This is a genomic window from Gordonia sp. IITR100 (assembly GCF_002009645.1).
GTDB lineage: Bacteria > Actinomycetota > Actinomycetes > Mycobacteriales > Mycobacteriaceae > Gordonia > Gordonia hongkongensis.
This window is the reverse complement of record NZ_MVKV01000004.1, coordinates 237,081-253,433: the sequence shown is the minus strand read 5'-3', so window position 1 is coordinate 253,433 and position 16,353 is coordinate 237,081. Positions and strand designations below refer to the sequence as shown.

Genomic DNA, 16,353 nt, shown 5'->3' with positions numbered 1-16,353 from the left:
CAGCGAAGCTAGCACGGGATCTGAATCCGGCCTCAGAAATCCGGGCCCGGAGTCTCAGGACTGCGGTGCCTGGAACTCCGGTTGGTCGATGATCCGCACCCACGATCCGTCGGCCTGCCGCGCCACCACCTGCGCGCGGGCACCTGCACCATCACGGGGTGGAGTCGACGTGAGTGCAAGATCGTCCCCGAATACCAGGGTCGGCAACGGCGGTTCCGGCGCGAAGGTCGGCCGGTGCGCCAAGACCGATGCCCAGAGATCCCGGATCGCGGCCCGTCCGCGCGCGACCTCACCGCGCCGGCCCCGGGGCCGCACCGTCGATCTCGCCTCGCTGCGCGACCGATCGCTCATCTGCCTGCCCCGCGGCGCGGGTATCCGAAGCGTGTTCGACGCGGCGGCCTCGGTCGCCGGAGGAGCCATCCGACCCGCGATCGAGGCCTCGTCGCCGGACGCCATCATCGAGTTGGTCTGCAGCGGAATGGGAGTCGGCATTCTCAGCGAGTCGATCGCCGCGGCCGACGACCGCGTGGTCGGGGTGCCGATCCGGGATGTCGATGCCACCGCACATCTGGGATTGCTCTGGAGGTCGGGGAACTCCGCTGCTGCAGCACGGTTCGTCGAAATTGCCCGAGACGCGTTCGCGGTTGGTGACTGATGAACTCGAACTCGACTGATGGACTTCGATCGAAGTCCATCAGTCGAGTTGACGTTCGTCGGTCGGGTGCGTCGGCCCGGGATCGGCGGCGGCCGAGGCCTCCAGCGACGGGGCGACCACGCTCGCGGGGTCGGTGGGCTTGCCCGCGATGAGGTCGCCGATGCTCAGACCCCAACGGCCCCAACGGTCGTCGAATCTCTTCGCGCGGGCCCGCGCTTTCTCCGTCTTCGCCGGTGCGTACCGCCGGCGCGCCCACGCCGAGTGTGGCCGGGCCAGCCGGATGGCACCGGCCCAGGCGAACACCGGGATGAAGACGCCGACGATGGCGGTGGAGAACTTGCCCTTGAGCACGCACAGGATCGCGCAGGCGACATTGATCGGCACGGTGGCCACCAGCGCGACGGGACCGATCTCCACGTCCGCGTCGTCGAGCGGGTTGAACCCGAGGACCGCCATGCCCAGCGCGGCCACAGTCAGCGCCACCACCTGAACCGAGAGCTGGCCCTCCGGTGACCAATACACGTCCTGAAGGCGCAGGATCAGTGCGAACTCGTCGAGCACCAGTGAGGCGCCGACACCGATCAACACCGCACTGATCTCCGCACCGGGCGACGCCCCGTTGACACCCACCGAGAGGAAGGCGCCGACGATCGTCAGGATCAGACCGGGCACCATGTGGTGCACGTGCACGCCGTCTGAGACGTTGTTGCGGAAGGGGCCCTTGCCCGCCCGGATGAGTCGGGTGATCACCCGCGTGACGATGAACGTGATGACGAACGACGCGAACAGCAGGAACAGCGGCAGTCGTTGGTGCGTGAGCTCGTCGAGGAAGTTCACCGGGTCACCTTCGGCGTCAGCCGGGGACGATACCGGTGCGGCGCTGCTCGATGATCAGGCAGCGGTCCTCGACGTACAGCAGACCCGCATCCTCGGCGATCGCCCGCGCCTCCGCCGAGATGATCCCGAGCTGCAGCCAGAGTGCGGTCGCGCCGGCGGCGACGGCCGCCCGGGCGACGTCGGCGCACTCGGGTCCCGGGCGGAACACGTCGACGAGGCCGACCTGTTCCGGGATGTCGGCCAGGGTGCGGTACACCTTCTCCCCGACGATCTCGTCGGCCGCGGGATTCACCGGAATGATCCGCCAGCCACGGTTCTTCATGTACGCCGGCACCTCGTTGGCGGCCTTCGACGGATTGGCGCTGGCACCGACCACGGTGATCGCGTCGTAGGTGGACAGGATCTGCTCGACGACATCGTCGGTGTTGCTGGGGGCGGTCATCCCACGAGTGTAGGTGGGCGCGGGCGAGTCATCGGAGAACTCCGTGCACGACGATCGCGCTCAGCTGATCGGCCCACGCGGTCTCGAAGTCGCGATTGTCGAGCAACACCGCATGCAGCATCGCCGCCCCGCCGACGACCTCGATGAGCCGATCCGGATCGACATCGGGATGCACCTCGCCGCGATCGACGGCGACCACCAACCGATCACGCAACGCGCCGAACACCTCCGCGAACCCGGAGTGCACACGTGCCGCCAGCTCGGGATCGGCGGCCATGTCCGAGATCAGCCCGGGTAACGCCGCGCGGGTCACGGGGCTCGCGAAGAGGTCGCGCGCCGCTCCGACCATCGTGCGGATGTCGGCGCCCACCTCTCCGCTGGACGGCGGGAGTCGTGTCATGCGGGCGAACGCCAGATCGTGCACCAACTCCGCCTTCCCCGACCAGCGGCGGTAGAGCGCGGTCTTCGTCGTCCCCGCACGATCGGCGATCGCGGCCATCGTGAGTTTGCGGTATCCGACATCGACGAGCAGTTCGGCTGCGGCGTCGAGTACCGCGGAGTCGATACGCAGGTCGCGCGGCCGCCCCGAGACCGCTTCTCCCGTCTCAGTACTCATCGCTTGCCAACTCTCGCACAGAGATTTCCCGAAGTCGCTGCGGACCGCACGACCGTTCTGCTGTCATAACGCTACTCACCGTAGCGAATCCGCCGGTATCGATCACAGGGGGTGCCATGGCCACCGAGCCAGCCGTCGAGCAGATCGACCATCTGCAACGTTCCAGCCGCGACAACGCCTCGGTCCCCGAGACGCTCGCGCGCTGGCTGTCCGAGCAGGACGACACATCCGAGGTCGTACCGGAGGTCACGGTCGCAGCCTCCGGAGACAGCAACGGCATGTCGTCGGAGACCATCCCGGTATCGGTGACCTGGCCCGGCGAACCGACCCGGCACTGGGTGATGCGGATGGCACCCTCGACCGCCGACGTCCCTGTGTTCCGCTCCTACCGCATGGATCACCAGTACGAGACGATGCGGCTGGTCGCGCAACTCAGCGACGTCCCGGTCCCCGCGGTACATCACCTCGAACCGAGTGGCTCGCTGCTGGGCGCCCCGTTCTTCCTCATGGACCGGTGCGAGGGCGAGGTCCCACCCGATGTCATGCCGTACACGTTCGGCGACAACTGGTTCGGGGACGCCGCCGAGTACGATCGCCGGCGGGCCCAGGAGTCCGCGGTCGGCGTGATCGCCGCCCTGCACTCGATCCCCGACGCGGCCCGGCAGTTCGACTTCCTCTCCGACGACCTACCCGCCGGTGACACTCCCCTCGCTCGTCTGCTCGCCTGGTTGCGGGACTGGTACGACTTCTCAATCGAGGGGATCGGGCGCTCGCCTCTCGTCGAACGGGCGCTCGCCTGGCTCGCCGACAACTTCCCCGACGATGCCGCGAACGCCGAACCGGTGCTGTCCTGGGGAGATTCGCGCATCGGGAACATGATGTTCGTCGACTTCACCCCGACGGCGGTGCTCGACTGGGAGATGGCGCGCACCGGTCCCCGCGAACTGGACATCGCCTGGGTGATCTTCGCACACCGGGTTTTCCAAGAGCTCGCGACGATGGCCGGCCTTCCCGGGCTGCCGGACCTGCTCCGCGAGAACGACGTCCGCGACACCTACCGCGAGCTCACCGGAGTCGAGTTGGGCGACCTGCGCTGGTTCTACGTCCATGCCGCGGTCCAGTGGTGCTGTGTCTTCATGCGGACCGGCGCCCGCCGCGTGCACTTCGGCGAACTTGAACGTCCCGACGACGTCGACGGCACCCTGTTCTACCACCGACCACTGCTCGAACGACTCCTCGAGGAGGACTGACCACATGAGCCGACGCGGCCTGGGGCCGATGGACGAGTATCCCATTCACCAACTGCCACAACCGATCGCCTGGCCGGGCAACAGCGACCGCAACTTCTATGACCGCGCGTACCTCAACGCCCACGACCGCAGCGGCACCATCTTTCTCATCACCGGGATCGGTTACTACCCCAACCTGGGTGTGAAGGACGCGTTCGTGCTGATCCGGCGGCGGAACCCGGACGGCACCGACACCCAGACCGCGGTGCACCTCAGCGACGCGATCGACGACAACCGGCTCGAGCAGCGCGTCGGCAACTATCGGCTGAGCATCGAGAACCCGCTGCGCGCGCTGCACCTGACGCTGGACGAGACCGAGGGCATCGCCCTGGATCTCCACTGGGAGGGCCTGTTCGACGCACTGCTCGAACAGCCGCACGTGATGAGGCAAGGCGCAAAGGTCACCCTCGACGCGCAGCGGTTCGCGCAGGTCGGCAGCTGGCGTGGTTCTATCACCGTCGATGGCGAGGACATCGTCGTCGACCCGTCGACCTGGATCGGCACCCGCGACCGTTCGTGGGGAATCCGGCCGGTCGGCGAGCCCGAGCCCGCGGGGCGGCCGGCGGATCCACCGTTCGAGGGCATGTGGTGGCTGTACGTCCCCATGGCCTTCGACGACTTCCAGCTCGTCCTCATCCTCCAGGAGGACCCCGACGGCTACCGCACACTCAACGACTGCTCGCGCGTGTGGAAAGACGGCCGCGTCGAGCAACTGGGCTGGCCGAACGTCTCGGTCCATTACGCCCCGGGCACCCGGGTACCCACCGGTGCAACGATTTCCACGACCGGGGCGGGGGGATCCTCGGTGACGCTGGAGGTGGAGTCCCTGCTGCCCGTGCCCATTCATGTGGGCGGCGGTTACGGCGGTGACCCCGACTGGACCCACGGCGCTTGGCGCGGAACGGACTTCACCGAACGCCGCACCTACGACATGAACAGTGCCGAGATCGTCGGTCGCATGCCGTTCGGCGTGATCGATCACGTCGGACGCGCCGAATGCCGGGAGTCCGACGGCACCACCCGCACCGGTTGGGGGCTCTTCGAGCACGGGGCATTGGGCCGGCACGACCCCTCCGGGTTCGCCGACTGGCTCAGTGTCGCACCGGAGTGAGGAGCGACTAGTTCGACGCGCGTAGCCGATACCCCATGCCGCGCACCGTCTCCAATCGGTGAGAACCGATCTTGTTCCGCAGGGCGCGCACGTAGACGTCGACCACATTCGACGCCGGGTCGAAGTCGTAACCCCAGACGTGGCCGAGGATCTGTTCGCGCGAGAGCACCTGATCGGGGTGACGCAGGAACACCTCCAGTAGTGCGAACTCGCGCGCGGTGAGGTCGAACGTCTCCGCACCCACCCGGGCGCGCCTGGACTTCAGATCCAACCGAAGATCCCCGGCGGACAGCAGGTTCTCCGACGCGACCGCCGAATCGTCGACGAGCCGCAACCGGATGCGCGCCAGCAACTCGGCGAACTGGAAGGGCTTGGTCATGTAGTCGTTGGCGCCGCCCTCGAGTCCGTTCACCGTGTCGCTCACGCTGTCCCGGGCGGTGAGAACGACGACCGGCGTCGAGATCCCCTCGCCGCGCATCGAATACAGCACGTCGAAACCGTCCATTGCCGGAAGTCCGATGTCGAGGACCACCATGTCGAAAGCACCGCTGCGCACGGCTTCGAGCGCGGACAAGCCGTCGGACACGTGCTCGGTGCTGTAACCCGCCGCCCGCAATCCGTTGCCGATGAACGACGCGATCCGCGCATCGTCCTCGGCGATCAGAACCCGGCTCATCGCCGCTCTCCTTCTCCTGATACCGACGACGCTGTATCGACGTAGGTGGTCATGTCGGGGGCCGGGACATCGATGCCGAACGTTGCACCGTGGCCGGGAACACTGCGTACCCAAGCGATTCCGTGGTGGGCGTCGGCGATGGCCCGCACGATCGCGAGGCCCAGGCCGGCCCCGGACGAGTGTTGCGGCGACGACGCCGACCGCCCGCGCTGAAAGCGCTCGAAGATCCGCGCCGCGTCCTGCTGCTCGACGCCCGGGCCGTCGTCGGTGATCCAGATGGACAGATGCCGCTGCTCTCCGACGCCGGCGAAGCGTGAACCCAGCTGGATGACGGATCCCTCGCGGGTGTGCCGGACCGCATTGGACGCGTACTGCAGCATCGCCTGGGTGATCCGCTCGTGATCGACGGTGCACGGCCCCTCGGCGACCTCCATGAGCAACCACTGCCGATCACCGAGCGGTTGCACCTTGGACTCGATGTCGAGCATCAACTGCGCCGCGTCGGTCGGCCTGGCCACCACGAAGTCGGGTTGCTCGGACTTCGCCAGCATGAGCAGATCGGCGACGATGCGTCCCATCCGTACCAGCTCGCTGTCCACGAGATCGAGGGTCTTACGCCGTTCTGCCGGATCGTCGGGCAACAACTCGAGATGACCGCGCACCACCGTGATCGGCGTCCGTAGCTCGTGCCCGGCGTCGTCGACGAACTGCCGCTGCGTCGTGTACGCGTCCTCGATCCGGTCCAGCATCGCGTTGAAGGTCTGGGCCAGCGCGGCCACGTCATCACGGCCGATGACCGGCACGCGCGCGGTGAGGTCGTTCTCGCTGATCTCCGCGGCGACCATCCGCACGCTCCGGACCGGAGCCAGGATCCGTCCCGCGACGAGATAGGCCACACCGGTGGTGACGATCATCCCGCCCAACCCGACCATCGCGAGGACTCGCATCGTGCGGTCCACCAGTTCCCGCCCCGGGTCGGTGTAGATGCCCACGATGAACGTCCCCGGTTGCGCCGCCTCGGACGCCGGATCGGCCGACCCACCACCGGCCGGCTCCAGATCGACCTTGCCCCAACGAATTTCTCCATGAGCGGTCATCAGCACCCCGGCCGCCCCGCTCTGGGCGCGCAGTTCGTCGAGCACACGGCGTCCTTCGCCCGGCTCCGGCCAGGCATTACCCGGCAGTTCGAGGATCTCGGTGTCGCCGACGACGCCGGCCATGACCTCCCCCTCGCCGGCCGATTGCCGCGACAGGAACACCTCGAGCAACCGTGACACCGAGGTGAACGGTTCGGTGGTCGTCGGGTCGACCCCCTCGGCCGCGAACGTCCGGAACTCACTGGCCTCCTGCGCGACGTAGTTGTTCACGCGGGTGTCCACGTCGCGGAGCAGCAGGTTGCGCGTCACCACGAACACCACCACCAGCAGCAGGAACGTGGTGAGCATGATCCAGGCCGTGATACGCCAACGCGCCGAGAGCGCCGGACGCTGGCGCACACCCGCACTCTCGGCTGGATTCGGCCCGCTCGCTCCGCTCCCGGCGCCGGCTGCCTCCGGTTTCGCGTCGTCAGTCGTCCTGGTCGTCATCGATGTCATCGTCCCAGTCGTCGCCCTGGTCGTCCCAGTCGTCGTTGTCGTCCCGACCGTTGTCGTCCCAGTCGTCATCACAATCGTCGTCGCGATGGGCCGCGTTGACGTTGCACCAGTCGTCGTCGTCGGAACCCAGGTTCGGCGGGACGGCCCGCTGCACCGGAGCCCCGGCCGGGATCTGGGGAACCGGCGCCGGGGCAGGCGGGGTCTGGGCCTGAGGCGTCGGAATCTGGGGTGTCTGCGACGACACGTCCACGGACACGGCGTCCGACGCGAGGTCGGGCTCGGGCGAACGGATGAGGAAGAAGCTGGCGGTCACGACGGCAACCGCGAGCGCACCGAGGGCGATGGTGGCGAGTACTCGTGAGAAGTTCATGTCAACGACTCTGGCGGACGCCGGTGAGCCGTCCATGAGTCGAAGATGAAGGTTTTTTCATCTACGAACTGCGTGCACCGACGTCAAGAACTCGTCGATGCGGGGCCACGTCTGTTCGACCGCAGCCGACCCGGCGATCAGACCCAGGTGACTGGTCTCCACCGTGGTGAACTCGACGCGTGGCGCCCCGGACAGCAGCTCCACGCCGTGGTGGGCCGCGGCCCAGCTGACGATCGCATCCCGGTGACTACCGAACAAGGCGACCGGGACATCGACATCGGCGAGGTCGACGACGCGCCCGCCGAAGTCGAGCACGCTGTCGGCCAGCTCACCGCGCATGATGAAGTTCTCCCACATCTGCTCGGACACCTTGCCGGGATAACCGGGCATCGTCTCCTGGAAACGGTCGATGGCCTTCATCCGCACGAGGGCGTCGGTGTCGTCGGCGTTGCACAGGATGTAGCCCGGCTTCTTGAGTTCGCGCTGCCAGGCCGTGCCTCGATAGGCGAGGCGGACCAGCGGCGCGGGGATCCCGCCGAGCGCTCGCAGCGCCATCGTCACCGGCGCGGTGCCGACCGGTTTCATCAGCGTCTTGACCAGTGGATACGGCGGGACCTTGGAGTAATCGAGAGGCGTCCCGACCGCGACGACCGACGCCACCGGCAGGTCCGGGTTCGCGGCAGCGGTCATGAGGCTGATCGTCCCGCCGATACTCCACGCGAGCAGATCGACCCCCGCGGGATCCCGCGACGTTCCGGGGGTCGGGTCATCGGCGCTGCCGTAGAAGTCTGCGACGGTCGCGGCGACGGCCCCGGGGACGATGTCGTCGAAGAAGTCGGCGAACCCGAGGTGTCGGTCGTCGCGGGTCATGTCGCCGAAGTCGAGAACGTACGGAACCCGGCCGGTCGACAGGAGGAACTGCACCACCGACAGCCCGTCGGCGAGGTCGTAGCACGATGTGGACACCGCGAGCGGCGGGATCAGCAGCACCGGTCGCCGTCCCGTGCCGACGGTTGCGATCACCTCGTCGTCGGTGCCGTACCGCCGCAGCGTGCGGTGCGGTCCGTCGGCGATCACCGTGTGCGGCGTCTCGTGGGACTCGCCGATCTGTCCACCACGTGCCAGATGGACCAGCGTCGCGAGGCCGTCGAAACCACCCACCACTACCTCCCAGTCTTCGTCCGGGGACATTCAACACACCCCGCCCGGGTCATGCCCGGGCGGGGTGTGACCGTTTGGTGCACGACGCCCGCGGGTACCGGATCCGACGAGGCGCCGATGCCGTAGTCGGCGCGTACAAGGAGGTACACGGCCATGGCCGAAGAACTGAACGGCACCACCATCGCTTTCCTGGTCGCCCAGGAGGGCGCCGAGCAGGTCGAACTCACCGAACCGTGGAAGTCGGTCGAGGCGTGCGGCGGCAAGCCCGTCCTGGTGTCCACCGACTCCGGCACGGTGCAGGCGTTCAACCACCTCGACAAGGCCGACACCTTCCCCGTCGACACCCCTCTCGAGGACGCCCGCGTGATGGACTTCGACGCGCTGGTCCTGCCGGGCGGTGTCGCGAACCCGGATTTCCTGCGAACCTCGGAGCCCGCCGTCCGCTTCGTGCGCAGCTTCTTCGATGCCGGCAAGCCGGTCGCGGCCATCTGCCACGCGCCCTGGACCCTGATCGAGGCGGACGTTGTCCGCGGCCGCACCCTCACGTCGTTCCCGAGTGTGCGCACCGACGTCATCAACGCCGGCGGCACCTGGGTCGACGAGGAGGTCGTGACATGCCGCGACGGGGACAACGTGCTGATCACCAGCCGCAAGCCCGACGACCTCGCCGCCTTCAACGCCGCGATCGTCGCCGAGTTCGCGCGCACGAACGTCGCGAGCTGACCGCCCCGTCGGGGACGTCAGACGACGGACAACGGTGCAGATTCCCTGCCGGTCAGGGTGAGCAACGCCTGCTCGCCCTGACCGGTGAGCAGTGCGGTGGCGGCCGCCGTCGACAGCGCTGACGCCAGCACCTCGGCCGGCAGCGGGAGATCGGAACCGATCGCCCGCGAGATGTCGAGACCGTGCACCGCGAGTTCGAAGGTCCGGGTGGGCAGGTAGTCGGACAGCATGATGCCGCCGAACGGCGTCGTCAGGGGCCGATCCCCCGTTCCCGCAAGGGCGTCGACGGCCTGTGCGCGCCGCTCCCGGACCCCGGCGCGCGGATCGTTCCCCAGGGACAGCCCGGCGTCCACTCCTCGCTGTCGGACCGACGCGGGGTCTCCGTAACCGCGGATCGATGCGAAATAGGCCGCGGTCGAGGTCAATTCGACATCACCACCAGGCTCGGCCAGGTAGGTGACGACCGTCGTCAGCGATCTGCTCGCATGTCCGACGAGCGATCGCAACGACCATTCGCCGAGACCGGTTCCGTCCCAGCGATCGTCGGCGATCAGGTTCACCAACCGCGTCAGATGTTCGGCACCGGCCGTGAAATCGTCGATCGCACGTGTCAGTGTTCCCCCTGCCATCTCAGTCCTTCGGAGTGCCGGCTGTCGTCGACGACGTCCCGCTCTCGGTCGCGATCTTGCGGACACGGTCGTAGAGGAGGGCGATGGTCGCGGCGAACACGATGACGCCGAGGATCTGTGCCCAGGTCCCGAAGCCGTCGCCGACGATCGCCAGCGCCGAGTCATCCCCTGTGGCCGCCACGATCCCGGCGAAGACCACGCCGAAGAGCGCCTCGCCGACGATCAGACCGGTGGCCAGCAGGACACCCATCCGCTTCTTGTGTTCCACTGCGCCGCCGCTGCGTTCGGCCCACCGGTTGTAGTAGTGACCGATGAAGGCGCCGATCGGGATGATCAGGACCACCGACATCGGCAGGTACATACCCATCCCGACAGCCAGCGGCGGCAGCCGGAAACGCCCTGCGCGAACAAGGAGTTCGTCGATCACGATCACCACCGCGCCGATCAGGGCGCCGATTCCGACGAGTCCCCAGTTCAGGTCCGCCCCGAGGACACCTTGCGCGAGGGTCGTCAGCAGCCCGGCCTGCGGTGCCGCGAGCGCGTCCTCGGTGGCACCCGGCGCGCCGACGAACCCGAAGGCCTCGTACATCAGCTGCAGGATCGGCGGGATCACGGCCGACCCGAACAGCACGCCGATGATCAGCGCCACCTGCTGTTTCCACGGTGTCGCCCCGACGAGTTGACCGGTCTTGAGGTCCTGCAGGTTGTCATTGGAGATGGTCGCGACGCCGAAGACGACCGCGGCCGTGAACAACGTGTAGGCGATGAGCGCGTCGGTCTGCGAGTCGTCCGCCGGCCCGAAGGTCAGCTTCACGAGCAGTGCGGCGATGAGAACCACCAGGATGCCCACGCCGGAGATGGGGCTGTTCGACGACCCGATCAGGCCCGCCATGTACCCGCACACCGACGCGACCGCCAGTCCGATGACGAACACGAAGACGATGCTGACCACGATGATCCCGGTGGCACTGCCCTCCAGAACCGTGTCGCGCACGAAGTCCCACAACAGGATTCCGATCGGGATGAGCAGCACGAGGATGCTGCCGCCGACGATGTTGATCGGCATGTCCCGCTCGGTGATGTCGACCGTGACCCCCTCCCGACGCGATCGCGAGGAGACCATGGCCGCCCGGATTCCCCGCACGATCGGACCGATGACCTTGATCAGCGTCCAGACGGCCGCGATGGCGATCGCCCCGGCCCCGATGAGTCGCACGTCGTTGGCGAAGATCGAGCTGACGGCGTCGCCGAAATCCTCCCCCGCCGTGCGCCCCTGGGTCTCGATGGGCAGCAGTACGACGTAGGAGATCACCACCCCGACGAGCATGGCGATGCCCACGGTGATCCCGACGAGATGGCCGATGCCGATCAGCGACATCGACAACCCGGCACTGAACAACGTTCCGCCCGTGCCGATCCTGATCGTCGTCGAGATCGAATCGCTGAGGACCTGGAGTTTGGTGAGCAGGGCGAAACCGGCCGACGCGAGCGAACCGATGACGATCGTGCGCAGGCCGGCCTTGTTCTCCGCGGCGCCGCCCGCGGAATCGCCGACCTTCAGTACCTCTGCTGCCGCAACGCCTTCCGGGTAGGGCAGGTCGGAGCCGGTGACCAGCGCGCGCCGTAGCGGGATCGAGTACATGACGCCGAGGATTCCGCCGATCGCGCAGACCGCCACCGTGATCCAGTACGGGAAGCCCGTCCACCATCCGATGATGACCAGACCGGGTATGACGAAGATGATCGCCGACAGCGTGCCGGCGGCGGACGCGATCGTCTGGACGATGTTGTTCTCGACCACCGAGTGGTTGGCGAAGTACCGCAGAATGCTCATCGAGATGACGGCGGCCGGGATCGCGGTGGCGAACGTGAGGCCCACCTTGAGTCCGAGGTACACGTTGGCGGCCGTGAAGACCAGCGTGATGATGCCACCGAGGACGGCACCTCGGAGCGTCAGTTCTCGCAGGTTCGCCGTGGCCGGAGGCGCAGTCGCCATCTGGTCCCCTAACAGTCGGGTCCTGCGACCGGCGGTCGGTCGGACGGTGGATCATCCGGACATTCGTCGATCCACCTTAGGCCCGGATGACCACTCGCGCTGCGACTTCCCGCGCAGCCGGGGTCGGTTCGCGTGTCGCGTCGACGCACCTCCGTACGGCACTGACCGCTTTGCGGTGTTTCGGCGAGTCGGACACGGCCACCATCCCGGCGTCTCGATCGGCGACGGTAGGGCATCATCGATCCATGAGCGAAGGGAAGACGGAGCAGTCTGCCCGCACCCGTGCGCTGCTCATCGAGGCGGCCGAGAAATTGATCGCCCTGAACGGGGTCGCGGCCGTGTCCAGTCGCCAGATCAGCAAGGCGGCCGGTCAGGGCAACAACTATGCCGTCGGCCATCACTTCGGTTCCAAGGACGATCTCCTCCGCGCCACCCTGACGTCGCACAACGTCCCGATCGAGCGGCTTCGCCAGAAATGCCTGTCGGAGGTCGGACCCGACCCCGGGGTCCGCGACTGGCTCCGCTGCCTCGTCGGGCCCGAGGTCGAGTACCTCGCACAGATCGGTGCGCCGAGCTACTTCGCCCGGTTCTTCGCCCAGGTGTCGAGCGATCCGTCCGCGACCGCCCTGCTCTATGCGGAGACCGCGCGATCGGAGGTCCTCATGACGATCCTCGACCGGTTCTACGCCACCTTGCCGACCTTTCCCGACGACGTGCTCGAAGTGCGCAACAACCTGACGCGCCACATGATCGTCAACGCGCTCGCCGACATCGAACGGGCCGCCGAGGACGGCGGGACTCGAACAGCCCCATGGGAGCACGAGCGCGACCTGGTCGTCGATGCGCTGACCGGGATGTGGCTCGCGCCGGCCGCCTCCCGGTGATCAGATGACCGTGCCGACATCCCGGGCGACGATCCGGTCGAGAGCGCGCTCGGCGACCGCCGCGATGGTCATCGACGGATTGCAGGCCGCCGTGTTGCCCGGCATGAGCGCGCCGTCGATGACGTAGAGCCCGCGCTGGCCGTGGACGCGCCCCTCGAGGTCGCACACCGCACCCATGTTGGCCCCGCCGAGCGCGTGCCAGGTCGAGGGGAACACCGCATTGGTGTCCGTCAGGACGGCGTCGGGTCCGGCGATCCGGCGCACGGTCCGGTCGATGTGCTTGGTCTGGATCTCCGAATCGCCCTCGTGTGGCCAGCGGATCACCGAATCTCCGGTCGCCGAGTCGTAGGAGATGACGCCACGTCCCGAGCTCACCCCGAAGCCGACCATCATCGTGGTGCCGGCGTACACGGGTAGTGGCGGCAGCGATGCCTGGATGACGGTGAACGCGCTCTTCGGATCACTCCAGTTGGGGCTGCCGAAGACCACCGGTCCGCCCTGTACCGTCCCGAAGTCGATACTGGGGCTGGTCCAGGTGTAGATCCGGTCGGCGTTGGTGCCCCATCCGTGCCCCACCCCGTCGGGCAGGCCCGGCACGGTTCCGGTCGCGCGCGCCTTCACCAACAGCTTGGTCGTGTTCACGCTGCCCGCCGACAGGATGAGTGTCCCTGCGATCAGTTCGTTGTGCTCCAACACTTTCCCGGACTCGTCGGTGCGTTCGACCTCGAGGGACCATCGGCCGTCGGGTCGGCGGGCGACCTGCCGCACGGTGTGCAGGGTTCGGACCTGAACCCGCCCGGTCGCCTCGGCCTCGCGGATATAGGTGACGTCGACGCTGTGCTTGCCACCGTTGTTCACGCCGATGGCGCCGTCGCCGTTGGTGTAGGCGGGCTTCATCTCGCCACGCAGCTCGGCCGCGGCATACCCCCAGTCGATCGGCATCGGGATCTTCTGCAGCGGAAGGCCCTCGGCCCGAACTCGTTTCGCGAACTGTCGCGGTGCGAGGTATTGCGGGGAACGCACCACAGAGTTCGGCGCCACCGCGACCTTCAGCATCCGCGCGACCCGCGGGTAGTGCACACGGTTCATCAGTTGCCAGTCGAGTGCGTTCGGGAAGTGCTCGTTGAACACCGCCTCGCTCGGTTGCAGTGTCATGCCCTGGTAGACAAGGGAACCACCGCCGAGGCCGGCCGGGCAGAGTGCGGTCATGTTGACGCCCGCGACCGACTCGAACAGTCCCACATAGGGTTCGACGCTCAGCGGCTTGCCGAAGAGGTTCGGGGTCGACTCGTGCCACAGGATCCGCTTGTCCGGACTCGACGCACGCGGGAAGGTTTCCGAGTTCGGACCCGTCGGCCACCGCCGACCCCGCTCGAGCAACAGGACCGGCACGCCGGCCTGCGCGAGCCGGAGGGCCGCGACGCCACCGCCGAATCCCGAGCCGACGATCACCACCCGATGCTCTTCGCGTGTCCGCCGGATACGTCGCGATGGATCTCCCGACGCCGGTCCGGCTCCGGTGACGGCAGCGGCCGCCGAACCCGCCGCGGTCATCGCCGCCGCTCGCAGGAAGGTACGTCTCGTCGGTGATACCCCGGTCATGGCTCTCCTGTCGTTCGGCGCGAGATGGCGCCGGGTGCTTGATGATTCGGCAGCTCGAGAGACGGTGGAGACCGTGGTCGCGGGCCGAGGACGCCGCGCGGGACGGACCGGGGCGTGGCCGTCGCGACACAGGATTTGTCATGGACGACCTATGTGTCAAGGGCCACTTCGGTGACCAGCGGTGATCGGGGACATCGCCGACGCAACCCTTGACAAGCCCTTCAGTCATGTGACTGAATCGTCGCGGGCGTGGGTAGGGCCGCCATCGGTGTACGGCCGATGCGCAGGCGTGAGTGCGGCGCGCCGCGCTCGCGTGGACCTGGTCGGGATCGTGGCCGAGTGCCGAAGAGCGAAGAGAGGACGGGGAGTTCGCCGAGCAGGCGGCAACGGAACGCTAGGATGACGCGACCATTTGTCGCGGGCGGGGAGTTGCATGTCTGATCATCTGCAGGGCAAGACCATCATCATCACCGGCGCCGGAGGCGGTTTCGGCAAGGTGATCGCGGAGATGTGCGCGGCACAGGGCGCTCACATCGTCGGTGTGGACATCGACGCCGACAGGCTCACCGCGGTCGCCGACGGCATCACCGCCACCGGCGGGTCGACTGTCGCACACGTCGCCGACGTCACCGACATGAACCAGATGAAGGGCGCCGCGGCGGCGGCCGTCGACCGGTTCGGTGCGATCGACGTGATCGTCAACAACGCCGGGGTGATGCCGCTGGCGTTCTTCGCCGACCACGAGCGGGCCTGGGAGAAGTGGCACCGGGCCATCGACATCAACATCAAGGGCGTCGTGAACGGCATCTCGGCGGTGTACGACCAGATGATCGCGCAGGGCCGGGGTCAGGTGGTCAACATCGCGTCGATCTACGGCAACGGCGGCTTCGAGGGCTCGGGTGTCTACAGCGCGACCAAGGCCGCCGTGACGATGCTGTCGGACTCCTTACGCATCGAGGCCAAGGGCAAGATCAAGGTGACGACGGTCAAACCGACCGGCGTGGCCGGCACCAACCTGGCGAGCTGGATCGTCAACGACCGCGCGATCCGCGGGATCGTCGGGCAACGTGCGGCGTCGTACCGCGAGCACATCACGGAGCTGATGCAGGGCACGCTGCCCGACGAGCTCGTCGACGTCGACTCGGTGAAGTACTGGCTGATCACCCCGGAGGATCTCGCCCGGGCGGTCGTGCATGTCATCGACCAGCCGTGGGGCATCAGTCTGTCCGACGTGACGGTCCGGGCCAGCGGCGAGGACTACCTGTACTGAACGTGGGCGCCGCCTCGGCCTAGTTCGACGGGCGGCGTCGTTCACCGCGGTACTTGCGGTGGTACTCGTCGTAGAGGTCCGAGTTCTTCTCTCGTTCGAGCTTGTTCACCAGGTCGGGATCGAGTCCGTGCTGGACGAGCCGGTGACGGCGGTAGACCCGGTTCAACGCGATCGAGAAGAAGAGGTAGGCCAGCAGGATCGGCATGGTCATCGTGATCCGGACGCCCCAGTCGGCCGGGACGAACAGCATCGGGGTCAGCACGATGATGCACGGCACCGCCCAGCGGACCACCATGCGTACCGACGCACCCGGGCCGGCCAGGTCGTTGGTCACCCAGCCGAGCATCGATTTCGGCAGACGCGCCCAGTAGGCGTACGTCACGTACTCCCAGGCATTCGGCTTGGTGCGCGGTGCAGAGGTCACCTGTCGATCGTGCACCACGTGCGGGAGTCGTCCGACGTCGCCTCCCCCACCCCGGCTGGGTAACCTGACCGGC

The 16,353-nt window shown here is 67.6% G+C and carries 17 protein-coding genes and 1 pseudogene; 6 read left to right on the top strand and 12 right to left on the bottom strand.

Annotated features, from left to right (window positions below; all coding sequences use genetic code 11):
- Positions 1-54: 54 nt before the first annotated feature.
- Positions 55-282 (bottom strand): annotated as a pseudogene (locus B1818_RS24405) (DUF4440 domain-containing protein); the annotation flags it as partial.
- On the opposite strand from B1818_RS24405, the gene B1818_RS09670 reads away from it, so the two are divergent.
- Positions 266-655, top strand: a complete 390-nt coding sequence (locus B1818_RS09670; protein WP_368275505.1) for a LysR family transcriptional regulator substrate-binding protein — start codon at positions 266-268, stop codon at positions 653-655. The pseudogene B1818_RS24405 and the gene B1818_RS09670 overlap by 17 nt on opposite strands.
- Before the next feature lie 39 nt (positions 656-694).
- On the opposite strand, the gene B1818_RS09665 is transcribed toward B1818_RS09670, so the two are convergent.
- Genes B1818_RS09665 through B1818_RS09655 form a run of 3 tightly spaced genes read right to left on the bottom strand, consistent with a single transcriptional unit; the run spans position 695 to position 2,550 of the window.
- Positions 695-1,492, bottom strand: a complete 798-nt coding sequence (locus tag B1818_RS09665) for a hypothetical protein (protein ID WP_078112590.1) — start codon at positions 1,490-1,492, stop codon at positions 695-697.
- A gap of 16 nt (positions 1,493-1,508) precedes the next feature.
- Positions 1,509-1,934, bottom strand: coding sequence for a CoA-binding protein (locus tag B1818_RS09660; RefSeq protein ID WP_058252786.1), 426 nt, complete (start codon positions 1,932-1,934; stop codon positions 1,509-1,511).
- A gap of 28 nt (positions 1,935-1,962) precedes the next feature.
- Positions 1,963-2,550, bottom strand: a complete 588-nt coding sequence (locus B1818_RS09655; protein ID WP_078112589.1) for a TetR/AcrR family transcriptional regulator — start codon at positions 2,548-2,550, stop codon at positions 1,963-1,965.
- Between the two features lie 116 nt (positions 2,551-2,666).
- On the opposite strand from B1818_RS09655, the gene B1818_RS09650 reads away from it, so the two are divergent.
- Positions 2,667-3,800, top strand: coding sequence for a phosphotransferase family protein (locus B1818_RS09650; protein ID WP_078112588.1), 1,134 nt, complete (start codon positions 2,667-2,669; stop codon positions 3,798-3,800).
- A gap of 4 nt (positions 3,801-3,804) precedes the next feature.
- Positions 3,805-4,950: a hypothetical protein gene (locus tag B1818_RS09645; protein ID WP_078112587.1), complete on the top strand. Its 1,146-nt coding sequence runs from the start codon at positions 3,805-3,807 to the stop codon at positions 4,948-4,950.
- 7 nt (positions 4,951-4,957) lie between these two features.
- On the opposite strand, the gene B1818_RS09640 is transcribed toward B1818_RS09645, so the two are convergent.
- Genes B1818_RS09640 through B1818_RS09625 form a run of 4 tightly spaced genes read right to left on the bottom strand, consistent with a single transcriptional unit; the run spans position 4,958 to position 8,752 of the window.
- Positions 4,958-5,626, bottom strand: a complete 669-nt coding sequence (locus tag B1818_RS09640) for a response regulator transcription factor (RefSeq protein WP_078112586.1) — start codon at positions 5,624-5,626, stop codon at positions 4,958-4,960.
- Positions 5,623-7,212, bottom strand: coding sequence for an ATP-binding protein (locus B1818_RS09635; RefSeq protein ID WP_238994966.1), 1,590 nt, complete (start codon positions 7,210-7,212; stop codon positions 5,623-5,625). Before B1818_RS09635 ends, B1818_RS09640 begins: the two co-directional genes overlap by 4 nt.
- Complete coding sequence (locus B1818_RS09630) at positions 7,193-7,591, bottom strand: hypothetical protein (RefSeq protein WP_238994967.1); 399 nt, start codon at positions 7,589-7,591, stop codon at positions 7,193-7,195. The genes B1818_RS09635 and B1818_RS09630 overlap by 20 nt, the downstream gene beginning before the upstream one ends.
- Before the next feature lie 57 nt (positions 7,592-7,648).
- Positions 7,649-8,752 carry an alpha/beta hydrolase gene (locus B1818_RS09625; RefSeq protein WP_078112584.1) on the bottom strand — a complete coding sequence of 368 codons (1,104 nt, stop codon included), beginning with the start codon at positions 8,750-8,752 and terminating at the stop codon, positions 7,649-7,651.
- Between the two features lie 153 nt (positions 8,753-8,905).
- On the opposite strand from B1818_RS09625, the gene B1818_RS09620 reads away from it, so the two are divergent.
- Positions 8,906-9,475 carry a type 1 glutamine amidotransferase domain-containing protein gene (locus B1818_RS09620; RefSeq protein WP_058252794.1) on the top strand — a complete coding sequence of 190 codons (570 nt, stop codon included), beginning with the start codon at positions 8,906-8,908 and terminating at the stop codon, positions 9,473-9,475.
- A gap of 17 nt (positions 9,476-9,492) precedes the next feature.
- Here B1818_RS09620 and B1818_RS09615 read toward each other — a convergent pair whose 3' ends face one another.
- Positions 9,493-10,104, bottom strand: coding sequence for a maleylpyruvate isomerase family mycothiol-dependent enzyme (locus B1818_RS09615; protein WP_078112583.1), 612 nt, complete (start codon positions 10,102-10,104; stop codon positions 9,493-9,495).
- Position 10,105: 1 nt separating this feature from the next.
- A complete protein-coding gene (locus B1818_RS09610) occupies positions 10,106-12,100 on the bottom strand; it encodes an OPT family oligopeptide transporter (RefSeq protein WP_078112582.1) in 1,995 nt (664 codons plus the stop codon).
- 245 nt (positions 12,101-12,345) lie between these two features.
- On the opposite strand from B1818_RS09610, the gene B1818_RS09605 reads away from it, so the two are divergent.
- Positions 12,346-12,984 (top strand): TetR/AcrR family transcriptional regulator, encoded by a 639-nt coding sequence (locus tag B1818_RS09605; RefSeq protein ID WP_078112581.1) that lies wholly within the window; start codon positions 12,346-12,348, stop codon positions 12,982-12,984.
- Here B1818_RS09605 and B1818_RS09600 read toward each other — a convergent pair whose 3' ends face one another.
- Positions 12,985-14,586 (bottom strand): GMC oxidoreductase, encoded by a 1,602-nt coding sequence (locus B1818_RS09600; RefSeq protein WP_078112580.1) that lies wholly within the window; start codon positions 14,584-14,586, stop codon positions 12,985-12,987. It lies immediately after the preceding gene.
- 433 nt (positions 14,587-15,019) lie between these two features.
- Here B1818_RS09600 and B1818_RS09595 point away from each other — a divergent pair, with 433 nt between their 5' ends.
- Entirely contained in the window at positions 15,020-15,856 is an 837-nt protein-coding gene (locus B1818_RS09595; protein ID WP_078112579.1) for an SDR family oxidoreductase, read from the top strand.
- 19 nt (positions 15,857-15,875) lie between these two features.
- Here B1818_RS09595 and B1818_RS09590 read toward each other — a convergent pair whose 3' ends face one another.
- Positions 15,876-16,298: a DUF5313 domain-containing protein gene (locus B1818_RS09590; protein WP_078112627.1), complete on the bottom strand. Its 423-nt coding sequence runs from the start codon at positions 16,296-16,298 to the stop codon at positions 15,876-15,878.
- Positions 16,299-16,353: the final 55 nt, after the last annotated feature.

Bases quoted from the DNA above. Each gene is read 5' to 3' on its own strand.
- B1818_RS09655 (WP_078112589.1), bottom strand. From the start codon at position 2,550: ATGAGTACTGAGACGGGAGAAGCGGTCTCGGGGCGGCCGCGCGACCTG.
- B1818_RS09610 (WP_078112582.1), bottom strand. From the start codon at position 12,100: ATGGCGACTGCGCCTCCGGCCACGGCGAACCTGCGAGAACTGACGCTC.
- B1818_RS09600 (WP_078112580.1), bottom strand. From the start codon at position 14,586: ATGACCGGGGTATCACCGACGAGACGTACCTTCCTGCGAGCGGCGGCG.
- B1818_RS09650 (WP_078112588.1), top strand. From the start codon at position 2,667: ATGGCCACCGAGCCAGCCGTCGAGCAGATCGACCATCTGCAACGTTCC.
- B1818_RS09615 (WP_078112583.1), bottom strand. From the start codon at position 10,104: ATGGCAGGGGGAACACTGACACGTGCGATCGACGATTTCACGGCCGGT.
- B1818_RS09660 (WP_058252786.1), bottom strand. From the start codon at position 1,934: ATGACCGCCCCCAGCAACACCGACGATGTCGTCGAGCAGATCCTGTCC.
- B1818_RS09640 (WP_078112586.1), bottom strand. From the start codon at position 5,626: ATGAGCCGGGTTCTGATCGCCGAGGACGATGCGCGGATCGCGTCGTTC.
- B1818_RS09645 (WP_078112587.1), top strand. From the start codon at position 3,805: ATGAGCCGACGCGGCCTGGGGCCGATGGACGAGTATCCCATTCACCAA.
- B1818_RS09635 (WP_238994966.1), bottom strand. From the start codon at position 7,212: ATGACGACCAGGACGACTGACGACGCGAAACCGGAGGCAGCCGGCGCC.
- B1818_RS09595 (WP_078112579.1), top strand. From the start codon at position 15,020: ATGTCTGATCATCTGCAGGGCAAGACCATCATCATCACCGGCGCCGGA.
- B1818_RS09630 (WP_238994967.1), bottom strand. From the start codon at position 7,591: ATGAACTTCTCACGAGTACTCGCCACCATCGCCCTCGGTGCGCTCGCG.
- B1818_RS09605 (WP_078112581.1), top strand. From the start codon at position 12,346: ATGAGCGAAGGGAAGACGGAGCAGTCTGCCCGCACCCGTGCGCTGCTC.
- B1818_RS09620 (WP_058252794.1), top strand. From the start codon at position 8,906: ATGGCCGAAGAACTGAACGGCACCACCATCGCTTTCCTGGTCGCCCAG.